The organism is Hyphobacterium lacteum (assembly GCF_036330345.1).
In the GTDB taxonomy this organism is placed as follows: domain Bacteria; phylum Pseudomonadota; class Alphaproteobacteria; order Caulobacterales; family Maricaulaceae; genus Hyphobacterium; species Hyphobacterium lacteum.
Genome location: NZ_JAZDRP010000006.1, coordinates 104,662 through 125,926 on the forward strand (window position 1 = coordinate 104,662; position 21,265 = coordinate 125,926).

Below are 21,265 nucleotides of genomic sequence, written 5' to 3' on the forward strand. Positions count from 1 at the left end.
GTTGTCGTTCGCAATGGCATTTCACCGCACAAAAAGACATACTTTGATCCAACGAGGTATGTTTATGATTCTGCGCCGATTCTTTGTTACTATCCGAAATCACTTCATCGGCCTTTTGCTTCTCTTCGGCACGCTTGTAACGTTCTCGCTGGCCTATTCGGCCTGGAATGCGCTTTTGCCGGACTCTTTGGTGGGTTGGGACCGCATTTCGCAATCGGCCTACCTTTCGCTAAGAGCTTTCGTGTTCGGCGACGAGTATGCGGGGATCGGGCTGCAGGCCCTCGGCATTTCGCAAAGTGATGTCGCGGCAGGGACCATACAGTCCCAGCTTCACATGGCGCGCTGGACCGGGGCGTTTGTGGCGCTCGGGGCCGTAATGAAAGCGGCGCTGACGGTTTTCAGGGAACCGCTTATCCGGCTTCAGGCGATGATGAGGGCTGGGCATGCAGTTGTTTTTGGAGACAGCTTGATGGCCCGAAAGTTCGCCGAAGACTGGGCGGCAATTCGCAAACGTGCTGTCACGCATCACGCCCACGAAATTGAGCACCAATGGGACGGGGTCCTCACCCTCCCCCGGAACGCCCGATTGAATGCCAGACTGACCCTTAACAGCTTGCGGTGGGCAGACAGGGTCGTGATATCCGAGTCCGAGGAAGCCGCAACTATCGAGACCGCCCTGGAGGCCGCCCGCCATCGTCCGAGAACCCCGGTATTCGCAATTGTTCGCGACCCGTGGCTCGCCGAACATGTGCATCATGCCATCGAGCATAAGGGTGCCGCTGACGGCGAGGGCGATCTGCTGATTACGGTATCGGAACACTCCGCCTCGGCTCGGGCTGTTTTGCACCGCCATCCCGTCCACCTCCTCGCCGAACGGGCTGGCCATGATCGGGCTCACATTCTGATTGCCGGCTTCGGAGGGTTGGGCGAGGCACTCGTGCGTGACTTGCTGCACACGAACCTCGTGTCGTTTCTGGGTCGGCCGATTGGCCCACGTTGAATGGGCCTTTGTGCCTGTTGAAGCTTTTCGAGCTGATGAATCGGCTTCACAGCAACACTTTGATCTGAATCCCCTGTAGCTCCGAGAAGAAAGATAACAATTTCGGCAATCATGACGTGCTCTTTCTGCGATCGACGCTTTTACCCTATCAGACCTATGTGGCGGCCGTCGATGTTGGCATGGGTAAGGGCCGAGCACCGGTTCAGTCTCCGTGGAGTGACGCATGGTTTCTCCGAACCCGATTAAACTTTGAACACCGCGGCAGTTTGATTGTCGAAAGACCGGTGCCCAGGGCAGTCGAGGAAATCGTGGCGCGGCTTTGAGTTTAAGCGCTCATACTAGTCTGCCCCGACTTTAAAGCGGGTCACTCCTCAGAGCTGGAGCCGAGATGAAGGCCGCGATTATGATAGGCTTCCGTGGACTGGCGTGCGGGGCGAGCTCATGATGTCTTCTTGCGCTGCGCTAAGCAGTAATTGCATCCCTATTATTATCGGTAGACTCGCCAGCATCACTTCGCCGGCTGAGCTGTAGGTTCCTTCGAAAGAGTTTCCTACCCAAGTAGCAAGGCCGTAGATCAAGCCAAAAAGTGATAGCGGAATACCAACGAGGATCTGCAGCGACGCGACACGAAAGTCTCGAATAAAATAGGTAAGTACAATTCGTTTAATGCCGTTGCGAATGTTCTTTAAAAAGAACTCCGGAATGGAGTGGGCAATAGATATGCCGCTATTTTCCGATCCGTAGGTAACGTCATTGGGCACATCCTGAACAAACGCTTTCAATAAATAGAGCTGAAAAAGAAGGTCGGATTCAAAGAAATACCTTCTTTCCAATTTGTCGTGCGGAAGACGTTTGAATAACTCCGCGTGAATTGCGACCAGCCCATTGGTTGGATCAAAAACATTCCAATAGCCGGAAGACCATTTTGTCATGAACGACAGAGCCGAATTGCCCATTAAGCGAATGATCGGCATTTGTCTTAGGAGGCGCGGATCATAAAATCTGTTCCCCTTGCAGACGTCTGCATGTCCTTTTGCGATAGGCTCAGCGACCCGTTTGACATCGTTGGGGTCAATTTGACCATCTGAGTCAATCTTGACGACAATATCCGCACCCAAATCGATTGCGTGTTTCATTCCGGTGATCGTTGCGCCGCCAACGCCCTGATTGTCTTGGTGGAACAAGACGATCAACTTTTGATTATCGCCGCATTGGTCAAGCAGATGGTTGCCAGTTTTCTCAGGGCAGGCATCGTCTACTGCGATTATCCAATCCACTTCTTTGGGCAAGCTTTGCACGACGTTCGGCGCATGGGCTGCGCTACGATAGCAGGGCAATACAACAGCAATTTTGCGAGACTTTATCATGAGGCGCCGCCCCACTTGGCAATCACCGCAATGCCCGAGATGATCAGCAGGCCGCCGACCCCATTTGCAATCGAAAGGCGCTCGTCGAGAAACAAGGATGCCAAAAGCGGGGTGGCAATAAAAGAGAGTGCCACGAAAGGATAGGCGACCGTTAGAGGCATCCGCTTTAGCGCGAGAATCCAAAGAATGGTGCCAGCGGCGTAAAGGCATATCGCTAAGATAAATCGCCAGTCGAGCGCCATATTGAAAAAAGCTCTGAAATTCATATGAGCAGGCAGCCTGTCCGCGGCCATCTTAAACAACACCTGTCCGGTTGAGAGTATTGATACCACAAATGCCAAGAGTCCAACGTTAATCAACATTTTTAAATTTCCGGATTAAAGTATTGATTGATTGTCCAGTAGTTTAGAATCAAAAAATACGACACTAGGCATATCGAAATTACGGGTGTTATTCGTAGCGCAATTCTGGAGGCTGAAATAGAAGGAAGCGCCAAAAGCGCAAAAACCAGTAACGGAACGAAATATCGCCCTTGAACGCCTTGCACGGGGCCCATGGAACCCACTGCCGTCCAACCCAAATACATAGCGCCGTAAATCAGTCCGTAACTTAGAACGGCGCATCCAATTAAGATCCACGTCCAAGCCTCTTTCACCGCTACCCGTCGATAATCTGTGAAAATCACGAGAATTGTCACCGCTGATAGCAGAAGCGCCAACTGGTCACTGGCATGAGCATTTGGATGATTTGTAACTATGAAGATTTGCCGAAGTGGTAAGGCCGCATGGTTGCTTAATGTGGTCCACGCGACTTCGAAGACGGCTAACGGATTGCTGAGAAGGAAGGCAAATTGAAGCTCAGGATTAATCCCATCGATCCTGCGATCTGGATGAGCAACGACCAAGAAGGCCCAAACGGTAGCGATTATAAAGCCAGCGATGAGAAGCAAGCTCGGCTTTTTCCCAATTTCTCTGAACGTGCTCCTTACCCAAATTGCATTCATCAACAGATAGCTTGGGCGAAGTGCGGTCGCTGCTATGATGATCCAAGCAGCCATCTGTCTTTCGCTCGACGATTTGTGAGACGGTCCTGTTCTCGTCATCATTGCAAACGCAAGCGACGATGAGGCTATTAGCCAAGCGTCCGGAGAAAAAGAGGCACCGAGAAAAACACTAATTGGCAAGCTGACGAGCAACAACAAGCCGAGCCTGCCCCAACGCGCTAGACTTAACGCCAAGTAGCCCAGATAGACGAACAGGCAGCCAAGCAGCAATCGCCCATATCTAAGCGTATCGATGATAGACACATCGAATACCCACGCCAGCCGAATTACAATTGCCTGCGGGATATAGAAGAGCGGGAAATAACCTTCGGCGTTATGTAGGAAGCCGATCTCAGCCGATCGCCAGCTGGCGGTTGGGTGATCGATGGCAGTCTGCCAACCAAAGTAACCATCCGATGCCAATTGTGAGTAATAAGTATCAATAATCGCAACGTAATCAGCCGGCACCGGTTGCATGTCTTGGCCTTCCGAGAGCATTCCAGATGGCAGTAATCGGAGCGCACTAACGGAATAGGCTCGCATAACGTGAGCGGTTTCATCCGGAGCAAACAACGGCGGCGTTAGCATGCTAAACGCGAGAATGCTCGGGAGCGCATAAGCCAAGAACACGCGCTGAGGATACCGTCGGACGACAATCGTAAGCAGTCTAACAATTTGAAATAGAGATTGGATCATTCCGAATTTCTAACCGGGGTCCTCATTGGGCACCAGAGTTTATCCGATAAGTTCATGATTTTAAGCATGTATGGATGGCGACCCGGTGGCGCTGAAACACTATGACTTCTAAGAAACACTTTGATTTTTAGATAGATCAAGAGGTGTTTATACGCCGGTCGATTTCTTGCCAGCATTCAATTAAACATTTTGGCTTGGAGGGCTTTTCTGTCACTAAGATCGTTGGATGGCCCAATTAGATGGTGCTTTGACAACCTATCCCGCCTCAGCTCACAGGCCTAACGCGCTGCGGCCTCGGAAAACCATTCACACAGAAGCCATTGCTCCCAGTATGCCGCTGATTTTGCGTCGCCCCGGGTGCCGTCAGACAAAAGCGAACTGGTCTCAAATTGCCAGGGTTTCGTCGATTTAGGCGGCAAGTCGCCGCCATTCGGCCAGGGCGATTTGGCGGCTCTCCTTGAACCAGTTTCTATCGTTGATATGGCGTTCGAGATTGAAGTGGTTGTGGACTGAGGAATGGACGGCAGCGAAGAGTTGTAAACTTCGCATTCGCCGGAAACGTAGCATCGCCCGCTCGCGTCTTCGGAACGGTAAGTGGCTGTTCTCGGCTCTGTTGTTGAGCCACCTCCCCACGTCCTGTTTGTCCTCGTTTCCGATGACCTTCATGGCGGCTTGATACGAGCGGAGTTTGTCTGTGACGATGACTTCAGGATTGCCATACCGCTTCATCGCTTTGCGCAAAAACTTCAATGCTGCATGGCGATCTCGGCGCTTGGTGACATAGGCTTCGAGCACTTCACCTTCATGATCGACGGCGCGCCAGAGGTAATGCGTCTCGCCATTTATCTTCACGAAAACTTCGTCCAAATGCCATTGCCATTGCGGCCAGGCGCGCAGCCGGTCGGCACGTTTCTTCCGGATCTCCGCGGCAAACATCGGCCCGAACCTATTCCACCAGAACCGCACGGTCTCGTGGCTCAGATCGATGCCGCGTTCGTGCAGCAGATCTTCGACGTTCCGGAGAGACAGCGGAAACCGTACATACATCATCACCGCCAAGCGGATCACTTCAGGTGACGTCTTGAAATAGCGAAACGGGTTCTTGCTCATGCCGCCAAATTGGCAGCGTTTCCGATAACAGGCCGTTTAATCTGACAAGACCCGCACCGGACATCCAGAAGCAGATCCTGGATGGCCGGCAGCCGCCTGGCCTCACCGTCAGCCAGCTTGTCGCCTGCGATTTGCCGCTCGGCTGGACCGGGCAGCGCGCGATGATCCAGGCCATGGCCACGAACCCCTCAATATCCTGACAAAACGCCGGCCCAGGGCTCAGCCTGTTATTGCGAAGAACGCACCCTGATATCCTTAATTCAGCGACCTGATACAGCGTACAAAAACCCCTGTTCTGCGTAATAACAGGAACACCGTTTCGAAGCTGTCATGGTGCTGATTTATATGGGATTATTCGGTTATCTGCAGCGGCACCGCTTCCAAGGCCCCTGTTATTGGGCCGAAAATTGAAAAAATTCCCTGTTAATCGCCCATAACAGGCAAACTTACCCATGTCGGCGAAGCACAGAGACCAGCCCTCCCAACGCACCCAAACAGGCCCGCAAGACGGCGTTAGAACGGCGGCCAGTTAGGGATGATGGAGACAAAACCCGCCCTGTTACCGAGCCTTGGCAGAGAAAGCCCGCGGGCGGAGACCGGTGTTGGGGGTTAGTGGCGGAGAGAGAGGGATTCGAACCCTCGATACGGTTGCCCGTATACACGCGTTCCAGGCGTGCGCCTTCGACCACTCGGCCACCTCTCCGCACTGGAAGGCGCGCAAAATAGCCAAGCCACCCCGCGGGTCAAGCGCGCGCGGCGGTCAGAACCGCCGGTAGAGGCGAAAGCGGACCGGCACATCACTGGCCGCGTTTGATATCGCGAACTGCGAAGTGACATGCCAGCGCCAGCGCTCATTGATCGGACCGAACACAGCCGGGCCAATCGTGTGGCGCTGCGCATCGAAACCGGGCAGGCCGTCTGCAAGGTTTCCCACCCGGCCAAACGCCTCGATTCCGGCCTCCAGGCGTTCATGGAGGCGGCGCGACAATCGGGACCGGTAGCTGATCCGCACCCCGTCAGCCGCGCCCGCCCCGACTTCATGATCGCCGGTCAGGATGGCCCGTACTCGCCAGTAGCCGGCAAAATCGCGCTGATGTACCCAGCTGACACCGAGCCGGTGCGCACCGTCTGCACTGAGCCGGGCATCGAAGCGGAAAGCCGCCTGATAGCCTCCCGCTGTTTCCTCGCGATACTGCCAGAGCAGTTCGGCGCGGGCGAATTGCGGTGAAAGACTCTCCCCCGGATCGGCGGCGAACTGCACAAGGCCGCGCAATCGGACGGCCTCATTGAAAGCCTGCTGGTAATGCAGCCGGGTCGAACCGCTGATATCGGAATGGTCGTCGAGCTCGGCCATTGCCCTCCATTCCCAGCCGCGCTCACCCTCCCGGACTGTCGGCCCGAAGACATTGCCGCCCTGGGCGAAGGCCGGCGCGGTCATCGCAAGGAAAAGAAGGAGAAGAAGACAGCGCATCGGCATGATGGCGGTATTGATCATGCGCCGGCGGCAAGCAGCAAGCCCGGCCGGTTGCGGCAGACAGCCAGCGGACTCACGGAAAGCGCTGCATAATTTGATCAATGTCCCTCTGGCGAAATTGCCCCCATGGCTTATCTGTTAGGAACATTCTGATCCTGGAAAGGCACGGCCATGGCCTGGTTCGACAAGCGCTGGAAAACGGAATCCATTCCCGCAGAACAAGCCCTGCCGGGCCGCGAAGAGGCCATTCTCATGCCGCGTCCGCACTTTGTGACCGGGGCGTCCCTGACCGAGGTCAGGCCGGGCGAAGAGGTAATTTTCTTTGCCATGGGCTGTTTCTGGGGTGCGGAACGGATCTTCTGGGAAACCGGTGGCGTGGTCTCGACAGCCGTGGGCTATGCCGGCGGTTACACGAAGAACGCCACCTATCAGGAGGTCTGCACCGGCGCGACCGGTCATACCGAGACCGTGCGCATTGTCTTTGATCCGCAGAAGGTTTCGCTGGAAGCCCTGCTGAAACTGTTCTGGGAAAGCCATGACCCCACCCAGGGCATGCGCCAGGGCAATGATGTCGGCACGCAATACCGCTCGGCGATTTTCTGGACCACGGATGATCAGAAGGCCGTGGTTCTGGAAAGCGCCCGCCTCTACGAGGAGGCGCTGGGCGATGCCGGGCGGGGCCGCGTCACTACCGAGCTCGCCGAGGCCGGCCCCTTCTACTATGCCGAAGATGATCACCAGCAATATCTGGCCAAGAATCCGGGCGGCTATTGCGGCATTGGCGGCACCGGCGTGGTCTGTCCGATTGCGCCACCGGCGGCCAATTGATTTCGATAGACAGCGCCTGAAAAACTGATAGAGGAGCGGCGCCGAACAGGACATCGATACCGGATACGGTATGATCCAGCCGATGGCGGCAGTGTCTTGTTCGATAACCCCGCGCGATACCCGAAGGGATAGTCCCGGCCGCCAGGTCGCGCCTCAATTCTGTGCGCATTGCCATGACCGATTCCGCTAAACGCCACTTCCTCTTTGTTTCCACCGATGGCCTGCATGTCGACCCGGCCTGGCGCATCCTGCGCGAGGGCCATGAGGTGCGCTATTGCATCGAAAACCCCGCTGAAGCCGATATCGGCGACGGATTCGTGCCAAAGGTCGATGACTGGCGCGAGCATGTCGACTGGGCAGACATTATCGTTTTCGATGATGTGCTGGGCCAGGGCGAGAAAGCCCACGCGCTGCGCCAGCAGGGCAAGGCTGTCATTGGCGGCACGCCCTATACCGACCAGCTGGAAGATGACCGGTCCTTTGGTCAGGAGGAGCTGAAGAAGGCCGGGATCAACATCCTGCCCTATCGGGAATTCACCGATTTTGACGAAGCCATCGCCCATGTCCGCGCCAATCCGCGCCGTTATGTGATCAAGCCGTCAGGCGAGGCCCAGAACATCAAGCGGCTTTTGTTCGTTGGCATGGAAGAAGACGGCTCGGATGTGGCCCGCGTCCTCGAGGCTTACAAGCGGGTCTGGTCGGACACGATCAAGGTCTTCCAGCTGCAGCACAAGGTGACCGGGGTCGAGGTGGCGGTCGGCGGCTTCTTCAATGGCCGCGAATTCATGGACCCGATCAATATCAATTTCGAGCACAAGAAATTGCTGCCCGGAAATGTCGGCCCGGCGACCGGCGAAATGGGCACCAGCATGTTCTGGTCCGGTCCCAACCGTCTGTATCGCGAAACCCTGGCCAAGCTCGCCCCGAAGCTCGCTGGAGAAGGCTTTGTCGGCTATATGGACCTCAACTGTATCGTCAACAGTCACGGGATCTATCCGCTCGAGTTCACGTCGCGCTTCGGCTATCCGACGATCCAGATCCAGTCCGATGGGCTGGCCATGCCGCTGGCGGATTTCTTCCACCAGATGGCCACCGGCGGTCCGGCCAAATTCAAGGTCAAGCGCGGCTTCCAGGTCGGGGTCCGCCTGGTGGTGCCGCCCTATCCGTTCAAGGACAAGGAAACCTTCGAGAGTTATTCGAAAGGCGCCGCCATCGTCTTCAAGCGGCCGATGACGGAAGGCGTCCACATCCATGATGTGAAGCGGGTCAATGACGAATGGCTGGTGACCGGCGGAGCCGGGCTGGCGCTTGTGGTGTCCGGTTCCGGTTCGACCATGCGCGAAGCCCAGAAGCAGGCCTATGCCCGCATCCAGAACATATTGATCCCGAACATGTATTTCCGTGATGATATCGGCGATCGCTGGATCGATGATTCTGACCGGCTGCACACTTGGGGCTATCTGCGCGAGAACTAGTCCGCGAACCGGCGCATCGTCCAGAATTGCTTAACCGGCTGCGCAGACACTGTTTCTTTCAACGGAGTCTGCCTGTCCGTGCTCACCGGTCCGCGCCTTGTCTGCTTTGATGTCGACTCGACCCTGCTGGCGGTTGAAAGCCTCGACTTCGCGCTGACGCGCAAGCTGGGACCGGAAACCGCCGAGCAGATCGAACAGCTCACCTCTGGCGGCATGAACGGCACCCTGTCCTTCCGCCAGTCCCTGATCTCCCGGCTTGATCTGACCACGCTGACCCGCAGCGACATTGCCGGCGCGGCCGTGGCGCTCTGCGAACATCTGACGCCGGGCATGAGTGATCTCCTCTCTGCCCTGCGCAAACGCGGCGACAGGGTGTGCGCCATTTCCGGCGGCTTTGCCGACATTCTGCGCCTTGCCCTTCGCGATCTGGGCTTTGCCAGCAGCGAGATTTTCGCCAACACATTCAGCTGGGATGGCGACAAGGTGGCCGGCATCGATGTCCACAATCCGCTATCCGACAATGGCGGCAAACCGCGCATCCTCTCCGTGCTGAGACAGCAGGAAAACTATGCGTCGGTCTGGATGGTCGGCGATGGCGTCACCGATCTGGAAACCCTCACCGCGGGTGCCGCCGATCATTTCGTCGGCTTTGGCGCGATTGCCCGCCGCGATGCGGTCGTTGAACGCGCTCCGGACTTTGCCGACACGATCGGCGATCTGCAGCGCATTCTTCTGGGCTAGGCGCTCAGCGTCCGGATCCGAATCGTCCCGTTCGCCGTGCGCAGGGCGTCCAGCAGATCCGCCGGCACATCACCTTCCACATCGGTCGACACATAGCCGATCCCGCCCACCGTATTGAGATACTGGGCGGCAATGTTCAGCCCGGCACCGGAAACCGCCTTGGTCAGCTCGGAGAGATAGCCCGGCGCATTGCCATGCAGGGCGAGAATGCGCGTCCGGCCCTCGACCAGATCACCCGCTTCCAGCTCGGGGAAATTCACCGATTTTGCCGACCCGCCCGTCACCGCATAGCGCCACAGCTTCATGCCGGCATCCATGCCGATGGCGGCCTGCGCCTCCTCGGTTGATCCACCGATATGCGGCGTCAGCAGCGCCGTTTCACAGGACCGGAGCGGGCTGACGAATTCATCATTCTTCGAGGCCGGTTCCACCGGATAGGTATCCACCGCCGCGCCGGCCAGATGACCGGATTTCAGCGCTTCGGCCAGCGCATCCACATCGACCAGATCGCCGCGGGCGTGATTGATCAGGAAGCTGCCGGGCTTCATCTTCGCGATCGCGGCCTTGTCCATCATCATCCGCGTCTGTGGCGTTGACGGGACGTGCAGGGTCACCACGTCGGAAATTTCAAGCAACTCATCAAGCGATCCGACCGGCCGCGCATTGCCGTGCGCCAGCTTGGGCTCAATATCATAGAAATAGACATGCATGCCGTGCCCTGATGCCAGCACGGACAATTGCGAGCCGATATTGCCATAGCCGACAATACCCAGCTTCTTGGCCCGGACCTCGTGCGAACCGACCGCCGATTTCATCCATTCGCCGCGGCGGATGGCCGCCAGCTTTTCCGGAATGCCGCGCATCAGCATGACGGCCGAAGCCAGCGTCAGTTCCGCCACCGACCGGGTATTGGCGAAGGGAGCATTGAAAACCGCGACGCCGTGGCGCGCTGCCGCCTCGAGGTCCACCTGATTGGTACCAATGCAGAAACAGCCAATGGCCAGCAAATCCGGCGCCGCGGCCAGCACGTCTTCGGTGATCTTGGTGCGTGAGCGGATACCGACAAGGTTGACACCCTGAAGCGCTTCTTTCAGCGCATCCGCATCCAGCGCCGAGGTGCGCCGTTCGATCTCGATGCCCGGAATCCGGTTCAGAACCGTATCGGCATCAGGGTGAATATTCTCGAGAAGTAGCGCTTTCATCAGACCGGTCCTGCTGTGCTGCAGAGCAGCAAAACAGGATTCCGGTCCGGTTTGAAGTGCGGCTTACTGTCCGCCGGCCAGTGTGCGCAGTGCCTCCAGCGAACGGTCAACATGCTCGTAGGGATTCAGTTCGGTATATTCGAGCACAATCGTCTGGTCGGTGCCGATGACATAGGTGGTCCGCTGGGTCCAGCCCGGACGCATCATGAGGCGGACCTCATACTCGCTCATCATGTCATCAGCGATGGCAAACACCGGAAAGGCATCTGCGCAGTGCTGCGTGGAGAAGTCGGCCAGACGTTCGGTATTACCCGCCGTCACGCCAATGACCTGCGCACCCAGCGCATGAAAATCCTCGATGCTCTCGGCAAAGCTGGCGGCCTGGGCCTCGCAGCCATCGGTGAAGGCGGCCGGGAAGAAGAACAGCACGACCGGACCGCTTTCCAGCGCTTCGGACAGGGTGAAGTCGACCGGCTCACCGGCCTGGAAGCCGGACACGGTGAAATCCGGCGCGGTTTCGCCCGGCTCCAGCTCGGCGAGCGCGGCGGTGGAGAGGCTGGCGGTAACAGCCAGGGCAAGCAGAGAACGGATCATGGGGGCAGCTCCTGTCGCAATTCGCCATAAGATGTAGTGCGAGTATCTACGTCTTGCGAGCCCTGCCGGATCAAATTTGCTTGCACCGCCTCTGCTTTGGCCATAAAGCGCGCCACCTTCTGGCGGAACGGACATGACACTGGATTTTCCGGCAGGCCCCGCGCCTGCGCCTTTCTTCGGCGAAAACCGCACCGCAACCCTGATCGAGGACCTGGCCACGAAAGGCTGGGCCCATGCAACCGGCGCCCTGCCCGGAGATCTAGTGACATCCCTGCGCGATCGCCTCGAAGTTCTGTTCGAAGAGGGCGAGCTGGCCCGCGCCCGCATCGGCCGGGGCGAAACCGAAACCCGCGCCAATTCGATCCGCCAGACCGAAATCGCCTGGCTGACCGGCGAGCATCCCGCCGAGCGGCAATTTCTCGGCGGCACCGAAGCCCTGCGGCTGGAGATCAACCGCGCCCTGTTTGCCGGCCTGTTCGAGTTCGAGGCGCATTTCGCCCGCTATCCGGCCGGCGGCCATTATGCCCGCCATCTCGATGCCTTTGCCGACCGGCCGCGCGACCGCATTGTCTCGCTGGTCGCCTGGCTGAATGCAGACTGGCAGGACGGGGATGGCGGCGAGCTGGATGTGTGGACCGGCCCGGATGATCACGGACACCCGGTGGCGACCCTGGCCCCGCGCGGCGGCGATCTCCTGCTGATGATGTCGGAAACCATCCCCCATGCCGTGCGCGCCACCGCCGTGCCGCGCCTGGGGCTGGCGGGATGGTTCCGCGTCAATCCCGGCGTGGGCGGCGTACTGGATCCCGCGGCCTGATCACTCCACGCTGCGGTGCGGGCCCCATTGGTCGACGGTTTCCTGACCAACGATCTCGGCCGCCCTCCGGCGGGTTTCCTCCGGCGAGAGCAGGCCCCGTTCCAGCGCGGATTTCAGCCAATCGGAATAGACCCCGCCGGTTTCAGCGAAGCCGTCCTCGATCATGGCGTGATAGGCCGCTGCGGCAAACATGTGCATGCCGCCATCAGAATTGCGCCAGCGCTCGCCCGGATCCTGCGCAAAGCCCAGCCGGTCGGCGACAATCTGGTCGAGCGCCTGGGTGGAGCCTTCATTGATGACCCCCGAAAACGTCCGATAGCCATATTGCGGATCATGATCCTCGACGATGGAGATCATCCACGGGTCGGATTCCAGGTTGGCCAGCTGGGCGAACAAGTCCGCATCATTCGGATCAAACGGCGGATGAAAGATTTCGTGCGCCGCCACCCGCAGCTGGATCGCCGGTGACCAGCCCTGATACGCCACAAAGCGCTGGCCCATGATGCGGATGCCATAGGGCTGGCTGAAATTGGCGATCAGGATCTCGATCTGCGGGTCCAGTTCCCGGCCCAACAGATTGGCCTGCTCGGAGATCAGATCATAGGGCGAGACCGCCGCCAGATTGGTGGCAATCCCGGCCTGCACACCGGCCGCAAAATTATCTTCATACCAGTCTGAAAACCCCGCCGCCTGCAGGGCCTCGAACGCGGTCAGCAGGGTTGGCATCAACCGTTCCGCGCTTGCAAATTGCTGTTCGTCCCAATGCGGGGAGGTCATCAGGGCCGGCATCAACCGGCCGCGCGGATCGCGGGCGGAGGCGATCACATCCTCCAGCGAGCCGACATCATTGGCGGAAAAAAAATAGGCCATGGACGGTCCGGTCAGAACGCCGATCTCCTGCCGCAGGCGCTGGTCAATCGCGTCAATCGCCGCGAGGCCTTCGGCAGAGACATTCTCGCGGACCCAGGCAATCTCGTCGGGATAGATATCGGCCTGCATGACGTCGCCACCGGCCGCGCCGATCAGCAGGATTGCATCCATGCCTTCTGCGCGGGTGACCGACCATTGCGTGGTCATAACACCGTCGCGATCGGTAGGAATCCCGGGGTCGGGCGCAGCAGAGGAGCCGTGCGCGGTTTCGGGCGTTTCAGACGGGCTGCAGGCGGCCAGCGCCAGCACGGCCAGACACGGAACAAGAAGACGCTTCAAGGGTTCACTCCTGATATCGAGGGTCAAACCCCTTCCCTTCCGCTCCTTAGATCAGCCGTCAGGGCGTCCGTCTTGAACAGGATTGATCCGGGCCGAAAAATTCAGCGCGCCGGAAACCGCGCCGGTGTATGGCCGGTGGCCTGCTTCAACAGGCGCGTCAGGTGCGGCTGGTCGGCAAAGCCGGCCCCGCTGGCCGCTTCGGCCGGGCTAGCGCCCGCCCGCAGCAAGGCGATCGCCGCCTGAAGCCGCCTTTCCTTGCGCAGCTGCACCGGCGACAAACCAAACCAGCGCTTGCAGGCGCGGGCCGCATGCTCGGCCGATACACCGCATTGCGCCGCCATGGCCTCGATCGGCAGATCGTTTTCCGCCGACAACAGCCGCGTCAGACGAACAAGCCAGTGGGCCGGGGAAAGCGGCGGTACTGTCTCGCATTCCTCCCGCGCGACTTCGGCCGCCTTTAACGGATCACGGCGCGCCAGCCGCTCCAGCGCTTCCGGATCGGAAACGCGGATGGCAGAGAACCCGTCAGCGGCGGGCGCGGGCAGGTTCAGAACCACCGCTCCGCCGACCCCGAAAGCATCCCCATGGGCGTGCCAGGCCGGATGGATGACCAGCATGCCGGGCGCGCAGGCAAAGCGGCCATCGGCTGTCACCTCCTCATACCCGCCATCGAGCACCAGCGCGGCATAGCTCTCCGCATGCCGGTGCACCGGCAGCGCGTCGCCGGCCGCGTGGCGGGTTTCATAGGCGGTCCTCATGGGAGCGAGGGTAGCGGAAAGCTCGAGGGAGGGGAAAGCAGGTTGTTCAACATCACGAAGCACCGTCCGGGAATTCGTCATTGACCAATCAGTTTAGACCGTCTGAGACTACAATGATGACGCCAGCTCCTTGGACAGATGACGAGAACGACCAAATCGTTGCAGACTACTTCGCGATGCTTGCGGACGAACTCGCAGGAAACTCCTACAGCAAAGCTGATCACAGACGGAAACTTCTTGGGCGGCTAAACAGCCGATCCGAAGGCTCTGTTGAGTTTAAACACCAAAATATCAGCGCGGTATTGAAAGGGCTCGGCGAAGATTGGATTGAAGGCTACAAACCAGCCTTCAATTTTCAAACGTCTTTGGTAGATGCTGTTGCGCGTTGGCTTACAAGGCGCCCTGATTGGTACGAAAGATCACCTCGTAACACTGCTGGGATCTCTTTTACCGAGCCTGATCAATTCTTTGTTGGCCATCCGCCAACATTATCCAATAAGCCGCCGCCCGAGGAACTCGAGCAAATGCTTGGGATTGCTCAGAAGTTCGACGTAGCCGGCCGTGACGAGCGAAATCGAAAACTTGGAAAAGCCGGCGAGGAGCACGTCCTCAATTTCGAGATCGCCGGACTTCGTTATGCGGGACGAGAGGATCTCGCCAAGAAAGTGAGGTGGGTGTCACAAGTCGACGGCGACGGCGCGGGCTACGACATTGCAAGCTATCTGCCCAATGGGAAGCCGCGACTAATCGAAGTTAAAACAACAAATGGATGGGAACGCACGCCCTTCCATATCTCTCGAAACGAACTTGCCGTAGCGGAGATAAATGGCTCGGATTGGTGCCTTTTCCGACTCTGGAATTTTTCGAGAGCCCCAAAAGCCTTCGAAATCTACCCACCACTAGAGGCACACGTTTCTCTCACGCCAACCTCATTTCAAGCGAGTTTTCAATAAGATTGGAGCACTAATCCCCGTCCATCTTCAGCGCCGCGATGAACGCTTCCTGCGGGATGTCGACCTTGCCGAACTGGCGCATCTTCTTTTTACCCGCCTTCTGCTTTTCCAGAAGTTTCCGCTTCCGCGTGGCGTCGCCGCCATAGCATTTCGCGGTCACGTCCTTGCGCAGGGCGGACAGGGTTTCACGCGCTATGATCCGCCCGCCGATCGCGGCCTGGATGGGGATTTTGAACATATGCCGCGGGATCAGGTCTTTCAGCTTTTCGCACATGGCGCGGCCACGCGCTTCGGCCCGGCTGCGGTGAACGATCATCGACAGGGCATCGACCGGCTCGTCATTGACGAGGATCGACATCTTCACGAGATCATTCTCACGGTAGTCCTTCCACTGATAGTCGAATGAGGCATAGCCCTTGGTCACCGATTTCAGACGGTCATAGAAGTCGAACACCACCTCGTTGAGGGGAAGTTCATAGACCACCATGGCGCGGCTGCCCGCATAGGTCAGCTCCTGCTGGATGCCGCGCCGGTCCTCGCACAGCTTCAGCACACCGCCGAGATATTCGTCCGGCACGAGGATCGTCGCCGTGATCCACGGTTCCGAGATCGAAGCGACTTTCACCGGATCAGGCATATCGGCCGGATTGTGGAGATCCATCTCCGATCCGTCCGTCATCTTCAGCTTGTAGACCACGGATGGCGCCGTGGTGATCAGCTCGACATTGTATTCCCGCTCCAGCCGCTCGCGGATCACTTCCAGATGGAGGAGGCCGAGGAAACCACAGCGGAAGCCGAAGCCCAGCGCCGCCGAGGTCTCCATCTCGAACGAGAAGGACGCATCATTCAGCGCCAGCCTTTCGATAGCATCGCGCAGATCCTCGAACTCGGCTGAATCGACCGGGAACAGGCCACAGAATACTACCGGAATGGCAGGCTTGAAGCCGGGCAGCGCCTTGTCGGTCGGGCGGCGCTCGTCGGTGACGGTGTCACCCACGCGCGCATCGCGCACCTGCTTGATCGAGGCATTGAGGAAGCCGATCTCGCCCGGGCCCAGCGCATCAACATTCTTTTTGGCCGGTGTGAACACGCCGACACCGTCGACGCCATAGGAGGCGCCCGTGCCCATCAGACGCACGCGCATGCCCTTTTTCAACTGGCCTTCCATGATCCGCACCAGACAGATCACGCCCAGATAGGGGTCATACCAGCTATCCACCAGCAGCGCCTTCAGAGGCGCATTGGGGTCGCCAGCCTTGGGCGGCGGCAGCTTGGTGACGATGGTTTCGAGCACCTGGTCGACATTCAGCCCGGTCTTGGCAGAAATCTCGATCGCATCCTGCGCCTCGATGCCGATCACATCCTCGATCTGCTCTTTCACACGATCGGGTTCGGCAGCGGGCAGATCGATCTTGTTCAGAACCGGGGCGATTTCCAGATCCGCATCGATCGCCTGATAGACATTGGCCAGTGTCTGGGCTTCCACGCCCTGGGCCGCATCCACCACCAGCAACGCGCCTTCACAGGCATAGAGCGAACGCGAGACTTCATAGGCGAAGTCCACATGGCCCGGCGTGTCGATCAGGTTCAGGATGTAGGTCTTGCCGTCCTGGGCCGTGTATTCCAGCCGGACAGTCTGGGCCTTGATCGTGATCCCCCGCTCGCGCTCGAGCTCCATATTGTCGAGCACCTGCTCCTTCATCTCACGCTCGGTCAGCCCGCCCGTGATCTGGATCAGGCGGTCGGCCAGCGTCGATTTCCCGTGGTCGATATGCGCCACGATGGAGAAATTCCGGATAAGGTTCGGATCGATTGTCATGGCGCGGGAAGTAGCATTGGCGAAGGGGTCCGCCAAGCGTCCTGTGCGCTAGCCCCGAAGTCTGCCTTGCAGCGCGCGAAACCGGCGGTATATTCCCATACAGATTAAGGGGTTAAGGGCAGCGGGATGACACTCACTCGCATGATCTATGTTTCCCGCGCAGCCGGTGCGTTGGAAACTGCGGAGGTCGACGACATCCTGGAAGCGGCGCGTATCAATAATGCGCGGCTGGATATCACCGGTCTTCTACTGTTCGACGGCACGAATTTCATGCAGCTTCTGGAGGGCCCGAATTCCGACCTGCAGAGCCTGTTCGAGACGATTGCCGCCGACAAGCGGCACGAGAATGTCATCCGTATCCTGCTCGAAGATACCGAAGAGCGGCAATTCCCGGGCTGGTCCATGGGCTACAGCTTTGTCGAGGCCGGCCATTCCCTGCAGGGCAAGGACTGGTTTCCGCTGACCCATGGCTCGCTGAAAGCAGCCCTTCCATCGAGGCTGGATCCGACCGTGCGGGTGCTCTTCACAAGTTTCCTGAGCGTTCCGAAAGCCGCATGAGATTAACGCAGCCCTAACCGGATCGTCATTGTCTTGCCGGAATTCACGCGCACAATCTGATATAAAAACTGCGCAGGGTTCAGGAGACTCGTCATGCCCTTCCGCCAAATTGTCATCGCCCTTCTGGCCGCTGCCGGCCTGGCTGCGCCCGGTCTTGCCCAGCAGAACCCGGATTATGGCCAGCCCAGCGAGTATTCGCAGGGCGTCGATACATATTCCCAGGAGGAAATGGTTGAGGCCGTGGCCGATTTCTTCGGCGTGACCGCAGAAGCCGCTGCGGCCGTCATCGAGCGGGTGTTCTCCGATCTCGGCCGGCCGGTCGGCTATGTCGCTGGTGAGGAAGTCGCCGGCGCCGTCGGTGTGGGTCTGCGCTATGGCGAGGGCTATCTGACCATGCGCAATGGCGAGCGCTCTCATGTCTACTGGCAAGGTCCGTCCATCGGTTTTGACACCGGCGGCAATGCCAGCCGCGTTTTCGTTCTGGTCTACAATATGGACGAGGCTGACCGCATCTACCGCCGCTTTCCGGGCGTGGAGGGTTCGGCCTATTTCGTCGCCGGCATGGGCGTGAATTATCAGCGTGCCGATGGCATCACCCTGGCTCCGATCCGCTCGGGTGTCGGACTGCGCGCCGGTGCGAACATCGGCTATCTGGCCTATTCCCGCCGCCGCAACTGGCTGCCCTTCTAGCCTCACATGCAGATCCGCAACGCCTCTCCGGAGGACTACGCGCAGATCCGATCGGTGCTCGATGCCGCCTTCCGGCAGCCGGATGAAGGCGTCATTGTCGAGGCCCTTCGCGCAGACGATGCCGACAGTCTGGAACTGGTCGCTGACCATCATGGCGACATCATCGGCGCGGTCATGTATTCGCCCGCCAGCTGTGATCTGGACTCCGGTGAAGTCCTGCGCGGCCTGGGCCTGGGGCCGGTCGCGGTTCATCCCGACTATCAGGACAAGGGGATTGGAACAGCGCTGATCGAAACCGCCATGGACAGCCTCAAACATTTGCCGGTGCGCTTCTTCTGTGTGCTGGGTGAGCCGGACTATTATGCCCGCTTCGGCTTCTCGCCGGCCATCGAGCGCGGCTGGAAATGGGAGGCGGATGACGGCTCCATCCCGGAAATGGCCCAGGCCTTCCAGATCATCATCCCGCACCCTGTTACTCCCGGACCGGGGATCATCCGCTATCATCCGGCTTTTGGCGGATAAGCGATTTCGTTTGCTATTTGGCGCGGTCTGTGTGAAGGAGCGCGCGTCTTTGCACCGCGCGTAGAGTTCCGGATGTCCGGATTGGCGGTGAACCATAGGCCGAGCGGGAATCCAATTCCGGATCGCCGCGGTAAGCCCCGCCCCTGCATCTGACAGGGGATCATCCAGGCGGCTGGTCTACGCAAGCTCCCTATTTTGAAGAACCGTTCTGCGCGGGACCGGCGGCATGCCGTTCCGGCGGAACATGACATGCGAAAGTACTTTTCTTGACCCAATTTACCGATCTCGGCCTGGCCGAGCCGATCCTCAAAGCCCTCGCTGCTGAAGGCTATGAAACCCCGACCCCCATCCAGGAACAGGCCATTCCGGTTCTGCTGGAAGGGCGCGACCTTCTGGGCACGGCCCAGACCGGCACTGGCAAGACGGCTGCCTTCACCCTGCCCATCCTCAACATGCTGGCGACATCCGATCTTCGCGCGAAGCCGAAATCCTGCACTGCGCTGATCCTTGCCCCGACGCGCGAGCTGGCACTGCAGATCGCTGAATCCGTGAAAACCTATGGCAAACAGGTCCGGCCGCGCTTTGCCGTGGTCATGGGCGGTGTGAAGCCGGGTGGCCAGATTCGCGCCATGCAGGGCGGTGTCGATATCCTGATCGCCACGCCCGGCCGCCTGCTCGACCATATGAAGACCGGCGTCATCAATCTCGACAGCGTGAAGACCGTCGTTCTCGACGAGGCGGACCAGATGATGGACCTTGGTTTCCTGCCGGGCATACGCCGCATCCTGATGTCGACCCCGCAGGGCCGCCAGACCGCTCTCCTGTCGGCCACCATGCCCAAGCAGATCCGCGGTCTCGCCCATGATTTCCTGAACGACCCGGCACAGCTTTCCGTCGCCCCGGTCTCCCGGCCGATCGAGCAGATCGACCAGTCAGTCCAATTCCTGGAGAAGTCCCAGAAACTGGAACGCCTGGTGAAGGTGCTGACGGAAAATCCGGTGACCAGCGCCATCGTCTTCACCCGCACCAAGCACGGGGCCGACAAGGTCTGCCGCCGTCTGAACCAGGCCGATCTGCGGGCTGTCGCCATCCATGGCAACAAGAGCCAGAACCAGCGCCAGCGTGCACTGGACGGGTTCAAGGCCTTCCGGTCCAACATTCTCGTCGCCACGGATATCGCGGCGCGCGGCCTCGACATTGATGGCGTGTCCCACGTCGTCAATTACGAGCTGCCCAACGTGCCGGAATCCTATGTCCACCGGATTGGCCGCACCGCTCGCGCCGGCAAGTCCGGCACCGCGATCGCCTTCTGTGATCGGGAAGAGCGGGGCCTTTTGAAGGATATCGAGCGCCTGATTGGCTATCGTCTGGCGGTCACCGACGACCGGGGCGATGTCGAACATCCCTCCAAGCCCTTCACCGAACAGCCGCGCGGTGCGCAACCGGGTGGTGGCAAGCCGAATGCAGGTGGCCAGCGTAACAAGCCGCGCCAGCCGCGTCCGGACTATCGCGGCGATGACCGCCGCAATCGCGAGCCTGAGCTGGAAGATATCATGGCGCAACAGCCGCGCACCGGCCGCAAACCGTCCGAAGATGGTGAATACCGTTCCCGTGCGGATCGTCCGCGCGGTGACCGGCCGGACTCCGGCAAGCCGCATGGCCGGCCGGGCAGCAAGTTCCGGGGCGGAAAGCCGAACGGCAAGTTCCACGGCGATCGCGATCAGGACCGGCGTCAGGACAGCGATCGCAAGCCGGCAGAGCGCGTGCAGGGCGGCAGCCCACAGGCTAAACCGGACGGCCAGTTCCGGAACAAGACGCGCCCGGACCAGAAGGGCGGTGACCGCCGCAAGACCGGGCCGGTCTTCGACGATGCGCGGGCACAACACGCCCGCACCGAGCGCAAACCGGAAGCCGAGGGTGAATACCGCGGCCGGGCCGACCGCCCGCGTTCCGAGGGTTCCTATTCCGGCAAACCCCGCCCGGGCAAGCCACAGGGCCGTCCCGAAGGCCAGTTCCGTGGCGGAAAGCCGAAAGGCAAATTCCACGGGGATCGTGATCAGGACCGGCGCCGCGATGGTGACCGCAAATCCGAGGATCGTGCTCAGGGTGGCCGCCCGCAAGGCAAGCCGGCACGGGATGAGCGTCCTCGCGCTGACCGGCCGAACACGGATCGGCCGAAATCCCTCAAACCCAAGCATCAGGGCAGCGGCGCAAAACCCGGCAAGCCGGGCAATGACAATCGCCGCCGCGATGGCAACAAGACCGGTCTCGACCGCATGCTGGATGGCAGCGGCGGCATCCGCCGGCGCAATTCGCGTTCGGGCGGACCCGGTCGCCGGTCGGCTTAGGACAGGATGGTGTTTCTCCCCCCGCTTGCGGGGGGAGTGTCCCGAAGGGACGTGGGGGGCGG

The 21,265-nt window shown here is 59.5% G+C and carries 20 protein-coding genes and 1 tRNA gene; 10 read left to right on the forward strand and 11 right to left on the reverse strand.

Translation table 11 applies throughout. From position 1 onward, the window contains the following. Nucleotide 1: 1 nt before the first annotated feature. Nucleotides 2-1,000, forward strand: coding sequence for a hypothetical protein (locus V0U79_RS10815; RefSeq protein ID WP_330199526.1), 999 nt, complete (start codon nucleotides 2-4; stop codon nucleotides 998-1,000). 401 nt (nucleotides 1,001-1,401) lie between these two features. Here V0U79_RS10815 and V0U79_RS10820 read toward each other — a convergent pair whose 3' ends face one another. The 6 genes from V0U79_RS10820 to V0U79_RS10845 form a co-directional block, all read right to left on the reverse strand. Next, nucleotides 1,402-2,367, reverse strand: coding sequence for a glycosyltransferase family 2 protein (locus tag V0U79_RS10820; RefSeq protein ID WP_330199527.1), 966 nt, complete (start codon nucleotides 2,365-2,367; stop codon nucleotides 1,402-1,404). After that, nucleotides 2,364-2,729, reverse strand: coding sequence for an EamA family transporter (locus V0U79_RS10825; RefSeq protein WP_330199528.1), 366 nt, complete (start codon nucleotides 2,727-2,729; stop codon nucleotides 2,364-2,366). The genes V0U79_RS10820 and V0U79_RS10825 overlap by 4 nt, the downstream gene beginning before the upstream one ends. 2 nt (nucleotides 2,730-2,731) lie before the next feature. Then, nucleotides 2,732-4,105, reverse strand: coding sequence for a DUF2142 domain-containing protein (locus tag V0U79_RS10830; protein ID WP_330199529.1), 1,374 nt, complete (start codon nucleotides 4,103-4,105; stop codon nucleotides 2,732-2,734). A 408-nt stretch (nucleotides 4,106-4,513) separates the two neighbouring features. After that, complete coding sequence (locus V0U79_RS10835) at nucleotides 4,514-5,215, reverse strand: IS6 family transposase (RefSeq protein ID WP_330199530.1); 702 nt, start codon at nucleotides 5,213-5,215, stop codon at nucleotides 4,514-4,516. A 613-nt stretch (nucleotides 5,216-5,828) separates the two neighbouring features. Next, nucleotides 5,829-5,918 (reverse strand) — tRNA-Ser (locus V0U79_RS10840). Between the two features lie 57 nt (nucleotides 5,919-5,975). Next, nucleotides 5,976-6,710, reverse strand: a complete 735-nt coding sequence (locus V0U79_RS10845; protein WP_330199531.1) for a hypothetical protein — start codon at nucleotides 6,708-6,710, stop codon at nucleotides 5,976-5,978. Nucleotides 6,711-6,860: 150 nt separating this feature from the next. Here V0U79_RS10845 and msrA point away from each other — a divergent pair, with 150 nt between their 5' ends. The 3 genes from msrA to V0U79_RS10860 all read left to right on the forward strand — a co-directional run bounded on the left by msrA (nucleotide 6,861) and on the right by V0U79_RS10860 (nucleotide 9,733). Then, nucleotides 6,861-7,517, forward strand: a complete 657-nt coding sequence (msrA, locus tag V0U79_RS10850; RefSeq protein ID WP_330199532.1) for a peptide-methionine (S)-S-oxide reductase MsrA — start codon at nucleotides 6,861-6,863, stop codon at nucleotides 7,515-7,517. A 173-nt stretch (nucleotides 7,518-7,690) separates the two neighbouring features. Continuing rightward, nucleotides 7,691-8,992, forward strand: a complete 1,302-nt coding sequence (locus V0U79_RS10855; protein ID WP_330199533.1) for a phosphoribosylglycinamide synthetase C domain-containing protein — start codon at nucleotides 7,691-7,693, stop codon at nucleotides 8,990-8,992. A gap of 78 nt (nucleotides 8,993-9,070) precedes the next feature. Then, nucleotides 9,071-9,733, forward strand: coding sequence for an HAD-IB family phosphatase (locus tag V0U79_RS10860; protein WP_330199534.1), 663 nt, complete (start codon nucleotides 9,071-9,073; stop codon nucleotides 9,731-9,733). On the opposite strand, the gene serA is transcribed toward V0U79_RS10860, so the two are convergent. Together serA and V0U79_RS10870 are read right to left on the reverse strand one after the other, a co-directional pair. Next, nucleotides 9,730-10,935: a phosphoglycerate dehydrogenase gene (gene serA / locus V0U79_RS10865; protein ID WP_330199535.1), complete on the reverse strand. Its 1,206-nt coding sequence runs from the start codon at nucleotides 10,933-10,935 to the stop codon at nucleotides 9,730-9,732. The two genes, V0U79_RS10860 and serA, sit on opposite strands and share 4 nt — an antisense overlap. A 63-nt stretch (nucleotides 10,936-10,998) precedes the next feature. Beyond that, the gene (locus V0U79_RS10870; protein WP_330199536.1) at nucleotides 10,999-11,529 is read right to left on the reverse strand and encodes a peroxiredoxin; all 531 of its coding nucleotides are present in this window, start codon (nucleotides 11,527-11,529) and stop codon (nucleotides 10,999-11,001) included. A gap of 133 nt (nucleotides 11,530-11,662) precedes the next feature. Between V0U79_RS10870 and V0U79_RS10875 the strand changes: the two genes are divergently transcribed. Beyond that, entirely contained in the window at nucleotides 11,663-12,346 is a 684-nt protein-coding gene (locus tag V0U79_RS10875; protein ID WP_330199537.1) for a 2OG-Fe(II) oxygenase, read from the forward strand. Here V0U79_RS10875 and V0U79_RS10880 read toward each other — a convergent pair whose 3' ends face one another. Both V0U79_RS10880 and V0U79_RS10885 read right to left on the reverse strand, forming a co-directional pair. Beyond that, complete coding sequence (locus V0U79_RS10880) at nucleotides 12,347-13,555, reverse strand: hypothetical protein (RefSeq protein ID WP_330199538.1); 1,209 nt, start codon at nucleotides 13,553-13,555, stop codon at nucleotides 12,347-12,349. It abuts the gene before it with no gap. 101 nt (nucleotides 13,556-13,656) lie between these two features. Then, a complete protein-coding gene (locus tag V0U79_RS10885; protein WP_330199539.1) occupies nucleotides 13,657-14,313 on the reverse strand; it encodes a helix-turn-helix domain-containing protein in 657 nt (218 codons plus the stop codon). Nucleotides 14,314-14,429: 116 nt separating this feature from the next. On the opposite strand from V0U79_RS10885, the gene V0U79_RS10890 reads away from it, so the two are divergent. Beyond that, nucleotides 14,430-15,266: a protein NO VEIN domain-containing protein gene (locus V0U79_RS10890; protein WP_373696469.1), complete on the forward strand. Its 837-nt coding sequence runs from the start codon at nucleotides 14,430-14,432 to the stop codon at nucleotides 15,264-15,266. 10 nt (nucleotides 15,267-15,276) lie between these two features. On the opposite strand, the gene lepA is transcribed toward V0U79_RS10890, so the two are convergent. After that, entirely contained in the window at nucleotides 15,277-17,085 is a 1,809-nt protein-coding gene (lepA, locus tag V0U79_RS10895) for a translation elongation factor 4 (RefSeq protein WP_330199546.1), read from the reverse strand. A gap of 126 nt (nucleotides 17,086-17,211) precedes the next feature. Between lepA and V0U79_RS10900 the strand changes: the two genes are divergently transcribed. The 4 genes from V0U79_RS10900 to V0U79_RS10915 all read left to right on the forward strand — a co-directional run bounded on the left by V0U79_RS10900 (nucleotide 17,212) and on the right by V0U79_RS10915 (nucleotide 21,203). Beyond that, a complete protein-coding gene (locus tag V0U79_RS10900) occupies nucleotides 17,212-17,643 on the forward strand; it encodes a BLUF domain-containing protein (protein WP_330199541.1) in 432 nt (143 codons plus the stop codon). A gap of 93 nt (nucleotides 17,644-17,736) precedes the next feature. Continuing rightward, complete coding sequence (locus V0U79_RS10905) at nucleotides 17,737-18,333, forward strand: DUF1134 domain-containing protein (RefSeq protein WP_330199542.1); 597 nt, start codon at nucleotides 17,737-17,739, stop codon at nucleotides 18,331-18,333. 6 nt (nucleotides 18,334-18,339) lie between these two features. Continuing rightward, nucleotides 18,340-18,855, forward strand: coding sequence for a GNAT family N-acetyltransferase (locus tag V0U79_RS10910; RefSeq protein ID WP_330199543.1), 516 nt, complete (start codon nucleotides 18,340-18,342; stop codon nucleotides 18,853-18,855). 266 nt (nucleotides 18,856-19,121) lie between these two features. Beyond that, complete coding sequence (locus V0U79_RS10915) at nucleotides 19,122-21,203, forward strand: DEAD/DEAH box helicase (RefSeq protein WP_330199544.1); 2,082 nt, start codon at nucleotides 19,122-19,124, stop codon at nucleotides 21,201-21,203. Nucleotides 21,204-21,265: the final 62 nt, after the last annotated feature.